Genomic DNA, 12,708 nt, shown 5'->3' with positions numbered 1-12,708 from the left:
ATCGCGCTGAAGTAGAAATGGAATTACCAGGCGGCGATGGAGCCGTCTGCGCGCGGCTCAGTCCCGCCGCAGAGCACGCCCTCAGCATTGCGCCAGATGATCTGCCCGCGGCCAAAGCCCATGCGGTTGCCGGACCAGGCTACCTGATGGCCAAGGCCCGCGAGGCCGTGGAAGAGGTGTTCGGGCGTGGAGTGCTCGATGCTCACGCGCTTGCCGCTTTCCCATTCCCAGCGCGGTGCGTCCAGCGAAGCCTGAGGGTTCAGGCCGAAGTCCACGGTGTTCATCACCATCTGCACATGGCCTTGCGGCTGCATGAAGCCGCCCATCACGCCGAAGGGGCCTATGGCCCGGCCGCCCTGGGTCAGGAAGCCCGGGATGATGGTGTGGTAGGGCCGCTTGCCGGGTGCCAGGCAATTGGGGTGCTGGGCGTCGAGTGAAAAATTGTTGCCGCGGTTGTGCAGCGCAATGCCGGTGCCCGGCACCACCATGCCCGAGCCGAAGCCCATGTAGTTGCTCTGGATCAGCGAAACCATATTGCCCTCGCCGTCGGCCGTGCTCAGGTAGACGGTGCCGCCGCGCGAAGGCTCGCCCGGCATGGGCTGCAGGGCGCGCTCGCCTATCAGCGCGCGGCGCTGGTCCGCGTAGGCGTCCGACAGCAGGTCGGCCACGGACACGCGCATGTGCGCCGGGTCGGCGATGTGCGCCAGGCCGTCGGCAAAAGCCAGTTTCATGGCCTCGATCTGCAGGTGGTGGGTGCGCAGGCTGTCGCGTTCGCTGAAGTCAAAGCCCTTGAGGATGTTGAGCGCCATCAGGGCCACCAGGCCGTGGCCATTGGGCGGGATTTCCCAGACGTCATAACCGCGGTAGTTGACGCTGATCGGGTCGCACCAGTCGACCTGGAAGGCGGCCAGGTCTTCCTGGGCCAGGTAGCCGCCGGCAGACTGCACAAAGGCCGCGATGCGCTCGGCCAGCGGGCCGCGGTAAAAACTTTCGGCGGCCGTGTCGGCAATCGACTGCAGGGTGTCGGCATGCGCGGCGGAGCGCCAGATCTCACCCGGCTGCGGCGCGCGTTCCGGCGCGAAGGTGTCGAACCACGACTTGAAATACGGTTCCTTGAACTTTTCACGGAACAGCGCGGTGGCCTGCTGCCAGGCCGACGCCACGGTGGGCGAGACCGGAAAGCCCTCACGCGCCAGTTCGACGGCGCGTGCCATCGAGGTCTTGAGTGGCAGTTTGCCGAAGCGCTGCGCCAATGCGGCCCAGGCGGCGGGCGTGCCCGGCACCGTGACCGGCAGCGGCCCGTACTTGGGCACTTCGGTCAGGCCCTGGCTGGTCAGTTTGTCGAGGGTGATGCTGCGCGGCGCCGGGCCGCTGGCGTTGAGGCCGTGCAGCTTGCCACCGTGCCAGACCAGCGCGAAGGCATCGCCACCTATGCCGTTGGCATTGGGCTCAACGACCGTGAGCGCGGCCGCCGTGGCAATCGCCGCGTCAATCGCGTTGCCACCGGCCTGCAGCACCTGCAGGCCCGCCTGCGCGGCCAGCGGCTGCGAGGTGGCGACCATGCCCTTGTTGGCATAGACCACGTTGCGGCGGGAGGCATAGGGGTAGTGGAGGGCGTCAAAGGTGGGCATGATGGATGAGGGAAAAGCGCGCCGTATTGGTGCAGGTCTATTTTATTTGTGCTTGGGGTCCAGCGCATCGCGCAGGCCGTCTCCCAGCAGGTTGAAGGACAGCACCAGCAAAAAGATGGAGAGGCCGGGCCAGATCGCCATCCAGGGTGCATTGTCGACGTAATTCTTGGCGGTGTTAAGCATGCTGCCCCAGCTGGGCGCCGGCGGCTGCTGGCCCAGGCCCAGGAAGGACAGGCTGGCCTCGGCGATGATGGCGGCGGCAATCGCCAGCGAGGCCTGCACGATCAGCGGCGGCAGCACATTGGGAAGGATGTGGCGCAGCGCGATGCGCCAGTGCGGGTTGCCGACGGCGCGCGCCGCCTCGACGAAATCTTCCACCTTCATGGCCAGCACCTGCGCGCGCGTGAGGCGTATGAAGATGGGTGTGGCCGACACGCCGATGGCGATCATCGCGTTGCTGAGGCTGGGGCCCAGGAAGGCGGCCAGCGCGATGGCCAGGATCAGGAAGGGAACGGCCAGCATGGCGTCGGTGAAGCGCGAGATCAGGCTGTCCGTCCAGCCGCCCACGTAGGCGGCCAGCAGGCCTACGGGCACACCCAGCGCCATCGATATGCAGACCGACACCAGGCCTGCCAGCAGCGAGGCGCGCGCCCCCCACACCACACGCGAGAGCACATCGCGGCCTATCTCGTCGGTGCCGAACAGGTATTGCATGCTGGGCGGCTTGCGCACCGCGCTCCAGCTGGTGGCAATCGGGTCGTAAGGCGCGATCCATGGCGCAAACAGCGCAAGTGTCACAAAAATCAGCACGATCGCCAGGCCCAGCATGGCGCCGCGGCGGCGCATCAGGCGGCGCAGCGCGCGGCGGGCCGGTGTGGCCTCACGCGGAATGGCAGCGGGAAGGACAGCGCTCATGCCTCAACCCCTCAGCCGTGGGTTGACGACAAAATACGCCAGGTCGGCCAGCAGGTTCAGCAGGATGTAGACGCTGGAGGTGAACAGCACCACGCCCTGCACGACAGCGTAGTCGCGGTTGAACACCGCATCCACGATCAGCTTGCCGAAACCGGGAATCGAAAACACCTGCTCGGTCAATACCGCACCCGACAGCAGCGTGCCGAACTCCAGCGCGCCCAGTGTGATGATGGGCGTGAGCGCATTGCGCAGCGCGTGTTTCAGCACCACGCGCCGCTCGGTCAGGCCCTTGGCGCGCGCGGTGCGCACGTAGTCGGCGTTGAGCACCTGCAGCATGGCGCTGCGCGTGTGGCGCATCAGCACTGCGGCAATCGCGTTGCCCAGCACAAAGGCCGGCATGATCATGGCGGCCAGGTTGGCCCGCAGGTCTTCAAAGGGGCTGACATAACCTGATGCCGGCAACCAGCCCAGCTGCACCGAGAACACCAGGATCATCAAAATGCCCAGCCAGAAATTGGGCGTGGACAGGCCCCACAGCGCGATCACGTTGGCCAGGTAGTCCCAGGCCGAGTCCTTGCCCACGGCCGAGACGATGCCGGCCGGGATGCCGATCAGCAGCGCGATGACCATGGCCATGGCCGCCAGCTGCAGCGTGACCGGCAGCTTTTCCTTGATCAGGCCCAGCACCGGCTGCTGGATGCGCATCGATTCGCCCAGGTCGCCGTGGAACACGCCGGAAATCCAGTAGGCGTAGCGCATGGGCAGCGGCTCGTCGAGGTGCATCTTCTTTTGCAGGTAGGCGATCACCTCGGGGTCCTGATTTTCCCCGGCCAGGACCGACGCGGCATCACCGGGCAGCAGTTGCTGCAGCCCGAAGATGATGACCGTGACAAAGAACACGGTCGGGATGATCGCGGCAAGCCGCTTGAGGAAGTACTGGAGCATGTGAGTTGGGCGCCGCCTGCTTTACATCTTCAAACCCTGGATGCGCACCAGCCCGTCAGGCACAGTGCGCATGCCGGTGATTTTCTTGTTGTAGGCCCACAGCCAGTTGCGGTGAAAAAGGTAAACAACCGGCTTGACCTTGTCGGCTTCAGCGGCCAGCGTGGCAAACACCTTGATGCGCCCGGCGGTGTCAAGCGTGTTGCGCGAGCGGTTCAGCAATTCGTCCCACTGCGGGCGGCATTCGCCGCTGTAGTTCAGCGGCTGCTTGCAGCCGTAGAAGCTGAAGAGATTGCCGTCCGGGTCGGCGCGGCCGCTCCAGGCCAGCACATAGGCGTCAAACTGGCCCTTGTCGGCCAGGTTCAGCGAGGTGGCGAATTCGGTGGACTGGATCTTCACGTCAAAGCCGGCCTCCTTGGCCATGGCCTGCACCACCTGTGCCACGCGCTGGGCATCAGAGGTGGTGGGCGTCATCAGCGTGAAAACGGGGTTGGGCACACCCGCTTCTTTCAGCAGCTGTTTGGCGCGTGCGATGTCGCGCTTGGGAATGGGGACGTTCTTGGCGTAGAAGCTGTTGGCGGGTGGCACCCACTGGTTGCCCGGCGTGGCTTCGCCGTCCATGGCGACCTGCACGATGCCGGCGCGGTCCAGCGAGAGCTCAAAGGCCTCGCGCACGCGCGAGTCGCGGCCCAGCGGATTCTTCTGCGACTGGTCACTCTTGCCGGTGTTGATGGTGATGCCCTGGTAGCCCAGCTCGGTGATGCGCGAGAAGGAGAGCTTTTTGTCGGCCTTGATGGAGGCGATGTCGGAGGGTGCCACGCGCTCGATGAAGTCGAGCTGGCCGGAGCGCAGGTTGGCCAGGCGCACGGTGGCGTCGACGATGGGCTGGAAGACGACTTTGTCGAAGTGGATGTTGGCCTTGTCCCAGTAGCCGGCATAGCGTTCCAGCACGATGCGGTCCTGCGCCACGCGCTCGGTGAACTTGAAGGGGCCCGAGCACACCGGCCTGGTGCCGAAGTTGGTGGGCGCGGCCTGCGCAGCCTTGGGCGACACCATCATGCCGGCGCGGTCGGCCAGCACGCTGAGCAGCGGCGAGAAGGGCGCGCTCAGGTTGATCTTGACCGTGAGGTCGTCGATGACGTCCACCGTGGTGACGGGCGCCAGCTCGCCGCGGCGATTCGAGCCTGCAAGGTTTTTGTGGCGGTCTATGTTGAACTTCACCGCGGCGGCGTCGAATTTTTCGCCGTCATGGAAGGTCACGCCGCTGCGCAGCTTCAGGGTCAGCGCCTTGTTGTCGGCCGACCAGGCGTAGGAGGTGGCCAGCTGCGGCACGATGTTGAGTTTTTCATCGATGTCGACCAGCTTGTCGCACAGTGAGGAGAACACGATGCGGCTCACGAAGCTGCGCGCCAGCGTCGGGTCCAGCACGTCCGGGTCTTCGGCCAGGCCTATGCGCAGGGTTTGGGCCTGGGTGGCGCAGGCGGTGGCGGCCAATGTCAGGGCCAGCAGGATTTTGGTGCTCATGGTTTGTCCTTTGCGGTTGTCGATTGCGATGATGGCTGGCTTGGATGGCTGTCTTGCGCCGGGGATCGGTGGGAGGGTATGAACATCGTGGTCTCCATCAGGCCGCTTGCGCGTGAAAGGCGGCCTGGAGCCGGAGCAGCCTCTCGTTCACGACGGCGCCGCCGATAATGCCGGCCGGCGCCGTGATCTCTTCCCAGAAATGGCAGGCCACCGCGTGGCCGCCTTGTCCATCTGAACGCAGCGCGGGCACTTCCTCGGCGCAACGGTCCCGGGCGTAAGGGCAGCGCGTCCTGAAACGGCAGCCCGAAGGCGGTGTGATGGGGTTGGGCACGTCGCCCTGCAGCAGCGTGCGCTCGCGCTTGAGGCCGGGTTCGGGCACCGGGATCGCCGACAGCAGGGCCTGGGTGTACGGGTGGCGCGGTTGCGCGAACAGGCTTTGTTTGTCGGCGTACTCGACGATCTGCCCGAGGTACATCACGGCTACATGCGAGGCGATGTGCTTGACCACCGCGAGGTCGTGTGCGATGAAGACATAGGCCAAGCCCAGGCGCCGCTGCAAATCCTGCAGCAGGTTGACGACCTGCGCCTGGATGGAAACGTCCAGCGCCGACACCGCCTCGTCGCAGACGATGAGCCGCGGCTCCACGGCGAGGGCGCGGGCGATGCCGATGCGCTGGCGCTGGCCGCCCGAAAATTCATGCGGGTAGCGCTGCAGGTATTGCGGCGCCAGGCCCACCAGGTCCAGCAGCTCGGCGGCGCGCTCGCGGTGCCGGCCGCGCGCCAGGCCGTGCAGGGCCAGCGGCTCGGTCAGCGCCTGCTCCACCGTCATGCGCGGGTTCAGCGAGGAATACGGGTCCTGGAAAATCATCTGCAGCTCGCGGCGTTTGGCGCGCAGGCGGCCGGCCGGCAAGGCCATCAGGTCCTCACCGTCAAACCAGACCTGGCCGGAGGTCGCGTCCAGCAGCCGCAGCACCAGCCGCCCCACGGTGGATTTGCCACAACCCGATTCACCGACCAGCGCCATGGTCTCGCCGGTGTTCAACTCAAAGTTCAGCCCGTCGACCGCATGCACGACCGCCTTGGAGCGGCTGAACAGGTGCGGGCGCACCGGGAAATGTTTGACCAGGTTTTCGACTTTCAGCAATGCGCTCACGGCGTCACCTCGCTGGGTATGGCGGTTGCGGCGCGAAGAGGCGCCATGCCGATGTCCAGCGGCGCGCGCCAGCAAGCCGCTTCGTGGCCGTCGCCCATGTCCATCAGCGGCGGCACTTCCTGCCGGCATTTGTCGACGGCGAAGGGGCAGCGCGGCGCGAAGCGGCAGCCGTCCATGCGTGTCATGGGTGTGGGCACCTGGCCCTCAATCGCGTTGAGCCGGTCCTGCGCCAGGTGCAGCTTGGGGATGGAGCCCAGTAATCCTATGGTGTAGGGATGCTGCGGCTCGGCAAACAGGCGCCCCACGGGCGCGCGCTCCACGATCCTGCCGGAATACATCACGGCGACCTCATCGGCCAGCTCGGCGATCACGCCCAGGTCGTGCGTGATCAGGATGATGGCGGTGCCGGTTTCCTCGCGCAGCATGCGCATCAGGTCCAGCACCTGGGCCTGGATGGTGACGTCCAGCGCGGTGGTGGGTTCGTCGGCGATCAGCAACTGCGGCTCGCAGGCCAGCGCCATGGCGATCATCACGCGCTGGCGCATGCCACCCGAGAGCTTGTGCGGATATTCGTCGATGCGCTGCTCGGGTGAGGGAATGCGCACACGGCGCAGCATGGCGATGGCATGCTCCCTTGCTTCGGCCGCGCTGATGTCGCGGTGGCAGCGTATGCCTTCAATCAGCTGGTCGCCTATGGTGAAAGCCGGGTTCAGCGAAGTCATGGGTTCCTGGAAGATCATGGCCATGCGGTTGCCGCGCAGCGCGCGCATGTCGTCCGGGCCCAGCGTGGCCAGGTCGGTGCCCTCAAAGCGGATGGAGCCTGCGGAAATACGCCCCTGGCCCTTGGGCAGCAGTCCCATGATGGACAGCGAGGTCACGCTTTTGCCGCAGCCTGATTCGCCGACGATGCCCAGGGTGCGGCCGGACTCCACTGAAAAACTGATGCCGTCCACCGCGGCGAATTCACCACCGCCTTCGAGCTTGAAGCTGGTGCGCAGGCCGCTCACCTCCAGCAATACCGTCATTCGGCGGCTCCGCCGCGCAGTGCGTGAAAGCGCGTGATCTCGGCTTCGATCACCGCGCGATCGGTGATGCCCGCCGGGCTGCGGCGCGAAGGCAGGCAGGTGCTGAAGGGCTGGTAGCGCTCCAGGCTTTTGTCGTAAAGGCGGCGCAGTTCCAGCAGGGGCTCGGCATGGTCGTCCACCCGGATGTCCAGTGCGCAGTAATCTTCTGTGGTGTAAATCAAAAGTGCGGCGGCCTGCTTGCCGCGCTTGTCGCCGCCCGCGGCTTCGCCGGCCGCCAGCGCGGTGATCAGGCGTTCGGCAAAAGGGAGTTGGGCATTGGCCTCATAGGCCAGCGCCGTGGCTTCAATCACCTGCGGGCCGGCCAGCATGTTGCCGGCGACGGAATAGCCAACGCCCGCCGTGTGGCCGCACCAGTCTATGCAGGCGTTGCCGGTGTAGCTGGCGGCTTGGCCGTTTGCGCCTATCAGGTGCAACTGGCGGTGGTCACGGCCTTCGTCCGCCGAGGTCAGGCGCTTGATGATGTAGTCGGGAGACTGGCCGAAGGCCAGGCCGTCCAGCGCCGGCGCGGCATACAACGGGTTGACCAGCGCCTGCGTGGCAAGCGCCCCCACGCCGCTGCGGGCGTGCGGGCACAGCGCGCCCACGGCAAAAAATTTGCTGGCAACCGCCACGCCAAACGCGCCCGATGAATCGCGCGCGATGAGGGACCAGGTCATGTATCAGACTTTCATCGCAACTGCGCCCTTGGTCGGGCGTCTCGTGCTCCCCGCAAACAAAAAGCCGCATGAAGCGACTTTCAAATAGCTAATGGATGACGCATTTATCATGCCACGCTTCGGCGGGCTGTGCCTGCCAGCCAGGGCGCCGCTTCGCCGCTTATTCGACCTTGGCGCCTGAGGCCCTGACGACTTCCGCCATGCGCTTGTAGTCGACCGCCAGCAACTTCGCGAAGTCGGCGTTGTTCATGGCCAGCGGCTCGATGCCCTGCTTGTCCAGGCGCTCCAGCACCACGGGATCCTTGAGGACCTTGGCCATGGCTGCGTTGACGCGATTGACCTCGGCCGCCGGTGTGGCGGCGGGGCCCAGCAGGCCGAACCATGAATCGAACTGGTAGCCGGGCAGGCCGCTTTCGGCGATGGTGGGGACGTCGGGCAAATATTTGGAGCGCTTGGGCGAGGTCACGCCGATCAGGCGTATGCGGCTGTCTTTGGCAAAGGCCAGCGCGCCTATGCTGGCGGCGATCACGGCATGGGCGCGGCCCGAGATCACTTCGTTGATCGCCTCGCCCGTGGCCTTGAGCGGCACGTGCACCACATCGATGCCGGCCAGGCCGTTGAAGTAGGCCATCGAAAGGTGCGTGGCGCTGCCGACGCCGGCGGTGGCGTAGTTGAGCTTGCCGGGATTGGCCTTGGCGTAGCGGATATATTCGGCGGCGGTTTTCGCCGGCACGTCGGGGTGGATCATCAGCACGTAGTCGGCGGTGCCGATGTGCGCCATGGGGGCGAAGTCTTTTTGCGGGTCGTAGCTGAGTTTGGTGTAGAGCGTGCCGGCGATGTTGTGGCTGGCCGCGCCCAGCACCATGGCGCCGCTGTCGGGCGCCGACTTGGCGACATAGGCCGTGCCCACGGTGCCGCCGGCGCCGGGACGGTTTTCAATGATGACGGTCTGGCCCAGCGCCTGGCCGAGCTCGGTGGACATGGCCCGCGCCAGCAGATCCTGCACGCCGCCCGGCGCGAAGGGCACCACGATGCGTGCGATCTTGGTATTGGACTGGGCCAGGGCGCCGCCTGCGGCAAGGGCCAGGCCGGTGCCCAGGAAATCTCGGCGTTGCATCATGGAATGTTTTCTTTCGGATAGTGGTGGTTGCGGTTCGGATCAGGTTTTCAGTTCACGCAGATTTCGTCGGCCAGGCGGCGCATGAAGCGCTCGCACCAGGCGAGTTGGTCGAGTGTGACCCATTCGTTGGGCTGGTGTGCCTGCGCGATGTGGCCGGGGCCGCACACGATGGTCGGCACACCGACCTGATGGAACAATGCAGCTTCCGTGCCAAAAGACACCTTGCCGGCGCCCGAGCTGGCGTCGACGCCGGCGCACTTGAAGCACAGTTGGGCGATCTCGCTGTCGGCTTCCGTCGCGAAGCCGGGCAACACCGAGTTGAGCTTGTGGCTGATGCCGGTATCGGCCGCAACGGCCTGCATGGCCGGGACCAGGCTGTCGGCGAAGGCCTTGGCCTCGTTGAACAGCGCGACCGGTGAATTCATGTGATGGTGGCGAATTTCCCAGGTCACGTCGCAGTCGCGCGGGATGATGTTGAGCGCGGTGCCGCCGGCGATCACGCCGGTATGAATGGTGGTGTGCGGCACGTCGTAAATCGGGTCGAAGGGTCCCTCGGCCACCAGGCGGCGATGCATGGATTTCAGGTGCGCGACAAATTCACAGGCGATCTCTACCGCGTTGACGCCCAGCGGCGTCAGCGAGGAGTGCGCCTCGAAGCCGCGCACCGAGGTCTTGTAGGCGTGTTTGCCCTTGTGCGCGATCACCACCTGCATGCCGGTGGGCTCGCCGACGATGCAGCCGGCGGGTTTGTAGCCCTGGTCCACCATGTCGGCGATCATGCGGCGCACGCCTATGCAGCCGACCTCCTCGTCGTAGCTGAAGGCCAGGTGCACCGGGCGCTTGAGTTTGCGCTTGAGCAGCTCGGGCACCATCATCAGCGCGGTGGCGCCGTAGCTCTTCATATCGGTCACGCCGCGGCCGTAGAGCTTGTCGCCGATGATTTGCGCCGCGAAGGGGTCGGTGTCCCAGGGCTGGCCGTCGACCGGCACCACGTCGGTGTGGCCCGACAGCACCAGGCCGCCCAGCTTGGTTTCGCCGTTTTCGGCGGGCAGTGTGGCCCAGAGGTTGGCCTTCTTGCCGCTGTCGTCATAGGTGCGGCGGCATTCAATGCCCAGGGCTTCAAGCTTCGCCTGCGTCCAGTCGAGCAGGGGCAGGTTGCTGTCGCGGGAGACGGAGGCAAAGGACACCCATTTTTCAATCAGCGGCAAGGCGGCAAGGTCGGCGGCCTGCACGGCGCTGCGGGTGGCGTTGGGAAGTGGGGCATTCATGGTGGGCCTTTGTGGTGCGGCGCGATGCCGTGGTTTGCGGGACGGCGGCGGCCGAAGGAATAGCGAGGGGCGAGCGCGTTGCCGGAAAATTGTATGACAGCATACTATTTTGCGCGCGGGCGTGATCCCGCCCGAGGCCCGGTGGCGGCCCGGGCAAAAAAAACCGCCGGATCGAATGATCTCGGCGGTGTTGTGCAGCCAGGAGTGGCTGGGGGGGGCGCTTGCCGGCGGTCTTATTTTTTCCCGCCGCCACCACCGCCACCACCACCGCCGTTGCCACCTCCGTTGCCTCCGCCATTGCCGCCGCCGTTACCGTTACCGCTACCCTTGCCGCCGCCATGGCCGGCGTCCTTGCCGGCGCCCAGGCCCTTGCCCGCGATGTCGGCTTTTGCAACGCTGTCTGCCTTGGCGGAATGGCTGGATGCCTTGCCGCTCTTGTCGGTGTGTGAAGCGCTGACGACCGAGCCCAGCGTCACGCCCATGCCTTTGGCGATCTGCCCCCAGCCCATGCCCTCGCTTCTTTGCCCGAGCACGCCGCCCAGTGCGGCCGAAAGCTGCCCCGGCGTCGGATTGCTGATGCCTTGCTGGGCCAGCGAGGTTTTAGCCAGCGAAATGGCGATGTTGACGTTGCCGTAGCCCATCTTGCCTGTGGACGGCGACAGGCTGGCGGCGGGCGCCGTGGCGTTGGGGCCGGACAGGCTGGGCCCGAGTGTGATGGCGGTGCCGGTGCGCAGCCCGTTGACCATGGAGCGCGCGTTTTCCGGTGAACCAGCGAAGGCGCTGTAGTTGGCGGCCAGCCGGGCGCCTTCGGGGTTGCTGGTGGTTTGCGCGAAGGCGGGGCCGCCGCACAGCAGGATGGCGCTGCTGGCCGCCAGGGCTACAAGGGTTTTGGAGATGGTGAACATGATGGGTACCTCACGCTGGTAGCGCCGGCTGCGGGGTGCAGCCATGGCTTACTGATATTGATATTAGGAGTTTCTGCGTACGCAGAGTGCGTGTCGCGATAGCGTCCTACGTCTTTATGAGCATAAAAGCGCTGTCCGGTACCCGGATGTAAAACCGCGCGCAAAACGTTGGCGGCATTTGCGGGTACCCGGCGTCCGGGAAGCGGTCGCGGCTGAACCCGGCGAGAATGCGTCTCGCGGCATGCGCCGCCCGGCCATTTACCCCTCACAGAAAGCATTTCCCCATGACCAGCAGCATCTACACCACCTCCATTCCCGTTTTCAAGCAGATGCTGGGCGGCCTCAAGGGCGTCCTGGCCAAGGCCGAGGCCCACGCGGCAGCGAAGAACATCGACCCCAACGCGCTGCTGCAGGCGCGCCTTTTCCCCGACATGTTTCCCCTGCTGCGCCAGGTGCAGGTGGCCAGCGACTTTGCCAAGAGCGTGTCGGCCCGGTTGGCCGGCGTGGAAGTGCCCAAAATCGAAGACAAGGAAACCACGTTCGCCGAACTGCAGGCGCGCATAGACACCATACTGGCCTTCATCGAGGGACTGGGCGCGGCGAAGTTTGACGAAGCCGCCACGCGCGAGATCATCACGCAGGCTGGCACGCCCAAGGAAAAGCGCTTCACGGGGCAGTCCTACCTGCTCAACTACGGCCTGCCGCATTTCTTCTTCCACACCACCACGGCGTACGCCATCCTGCGCCACAACGGCGTGGAAGTGGGCAAGAAGGACTACATCGGAAGCTATTGAGCGATTGAAGAGCTATTGAATCCATGCCGGCGCCCATTGCTGGGCGCTGGTTGCCCGCCTGGGCTAGTGCGTTGCCGGGCTTTGTGCCTGCGCAAGTGTCCCGGGTGTCGCCGGGGTGTGCGGCATCCCAGCGCCGGGCTGCCGCGCGGGGGCTTGCCACAGACTGGGGTCGGGCAGCTTCTGGTGGGGGCAATTGGGGCTTCCGTCGAGCTGCCATGAAATGCCATGCAGCCAGTCATCGGCATGCGGCTCAAAACGCTTGAGGTCGGCCATCAGGGCTTTCTCGAAAGCCACCGCGTAGGTCAGCAGGCGCTGGTCCCAGTGTTTCATGATGATGCGCACGTGCATGCCTTCACCGTGGCGGCTGGAGGTCAGCAACATCTGGCAGTCCAGCCACTGCGCCGGAATGCCCGCCCGCCGGGCGGTGTCCCGCAACAGCACCTGGATCAGTTGCCGTCGCAAGCCAAGGGCGGAATTCTCTTCGCCAGGGGGAAGAGATCCCTCCGATTCAGGAAGGCTCGCGCCCGAAGTCCTTGCAGGCTCGTTTTTCGTTCCAAAGAGCTGGTTAAGTTTCATGATGTGCGCGCATCGTGTTGTGGCGCCAGCCGTCTGACAGGGCGTGTTTAACGCAGGGCCAAAGAGTTGACGTCAATTGTTACAAGGTGTTAACAATGTCCGCGAACCCAGTCCTCAAGTCAAGCCGATGACCTTTTAA

General features: G+C 65.4%; 12 protein-coding genes. 1 reads left to right on the top strand and 11 read right to left on the bottom strand.

Annotated features, from left to right (window positions below; genetic code table 11):
• Positions 1-23: 23 nt before the first annotated feature.
• From AC1D1Y_RS12130 to AC1D1Y_RS12085, 10 genes are all read right to left on the bottom strand, one after another.
• Positions 24-1,631, bottom strand: a complete 1,608-nt coding sequence (locus tag AC1D1Y_RS12130; protein WP_477682566.1) for a gamma-glutamyltransferase family protein — start codon at positions 1,629-1,631, stop codon at positions 24-26.
• Between the two features lie 42 nt (positions 1,632-1,673).
• Entirely contained in the window at positions 1,674-2,546 is an 873-nt protein-coding gene (locus AC1D1Y_RS12125; protein WP_477682565.1) for an ABC transporter permease, read from the bottom strand.
• A gap of 3 nt (positions 2,547-2,549) precedes the next feature.
• Positions 2,550-3,491, bottom strand: coding sequence for an ABC transporter permease (locus AC1D1Y_RS12120; RefSeq protein WP_477682564.1), 942 nt, complete (start codon positions 3,489-3,491; stop codon positions 2,550-2,552).
• A 21-nt stretch (positions 3,492-3,512) separates the two neighbouring features.
• Positions 3,513-5,012, bottom strand: a complete 1,500-nt coding sequence (locus tag AC1D1Y_RS12115; RefSeq protein ID WP_477682563.1) for an ABC transporter substrate-binding protein — start codon at positions 5,010-5,012, stop codon at positions 3,513-3,515.
• A gap of 97 nt (positions 5,013-5,109) precedes the next feature.
• Positions 5,110-6,165, bottom strand: coding sequence for an ABC transporter ATP-binding protein (locus tag AC1D1Y_RS12110; RefSeq protein WP_477682562.1), 1,056 nt, complete (start codon positions 6,163-6,165; stop codon positions 5,110-5,112).
• Entirely contained in the window at positions 6,162-7,190 is a 1,029-nt protein-coding gene (locus tag AC1D1Y_RS12105) for an ABC transporter ATP-binding protein (RefSeq protein ID WP_477682561.1), read from the bottom strand. The genes AC1D1Y_RS12110 and AC1D1Y_RS12105 overlap by 4 nt, the downstream gene beginning before the upstream one ends.
• The gene (locus AC1D1Y_RS12100) at positions 7,187-7,906 is read right to left on the bottom strand and encodes a DUF1028 domain-containing protein (protein WP_477682560.1); all 720 of its coding nucleotides are present in this window, start codon (positions 7,904-7,906) and stop codon (positions 7,187-7,189) included. The genes AC1D1Y_RS12105 and AC1D1Y_RS12100 overlap by 4 nt, the downstream gene beginning before the upstream one ends.
• A gap of 160 nt (positions 7,907-8,066) precedes the next feature.
• Positions 8,067-9,026 (bottom strand): tripartite tricarboxylate transporter substrate binding protein, encoded by a 960-nt coding sequence (locus AC1D1Y_RS12095; RefSeq protein ID WP_477682559.1) that lies wholly within the window; start codon positions 9,024-9,026, stop codon positions 8,067-8,069.
• Between the two features lie 47 nt (positions 9,027-9,073).
• Positions 9,074-10,294, bottom strand: coding sequence for an acetylornithine deacetylase (argE, locus tag AC1D1Y_RS12090; RefSeq protein ID WP_477682558.1), 1,221 nt, complete (start codon positions 10,292-10,294; stop codon positions 9,074-9,076).
• A gap of 233 nt (positions 10,295-10,527) precedes the next feature.
• On the bottom strand, positions 10,528-11,244 hold the full coding sequence (locus tag AC1D1Y_RS12085) for a hypothetical protein (RefSeq protein ID WP_477682557.1): 717 nt from the start codon (positions 11,242-11,244) through the stop codon (positions 10,528-10,530).
• A gap of 239 nt (positions 11,245-11,483) precedes the next feature.
• Here AC1D1Y_RS12085 and AC1D1Y_RS12080 point away from each other — a divergent pair, with 239 nt between their 5' ends.
• On the top strand, positions 11,484-11,993 hold the full coding sequence (locus tag AC1D1Y_RS12080) for a DUF1993 domain-containing protein (RefSeq protein ID WP_477682556.1): 510 nt from the start codon (positions 11,484-11,486) through the stop codon (positions 11,991-11,993).
• A 63-nt stretch (positions 11,994-12,056) separates the two neighbouring features.
• On the opposite strand, the gene AC1D1Y_RS12075 is transcribed toward AC1D1Y_RS12080, so the two are convergent.
• On the bottom strand, positions 12,057-12,455 hold the full coding sequence (locus AC1D1Y_RS12075; RefSeq protein WP_477654834.1) for a hypothetical protein: 399 nt from the start codon (positions 12,453-12,455) through the stop codon (positions 12,057-12,059).
• Positions 12,456-12,708 lie beyond the last annotated feature (253 nt).

This window comes from Polaromonas sp. P1_G1, assembly GCF_056405595.1.
The sequence above is the reverse complement of the archived record's forward strand: the minus strand, read 5'-3'. Positions and strand labels throughout refer to the sequence as shown.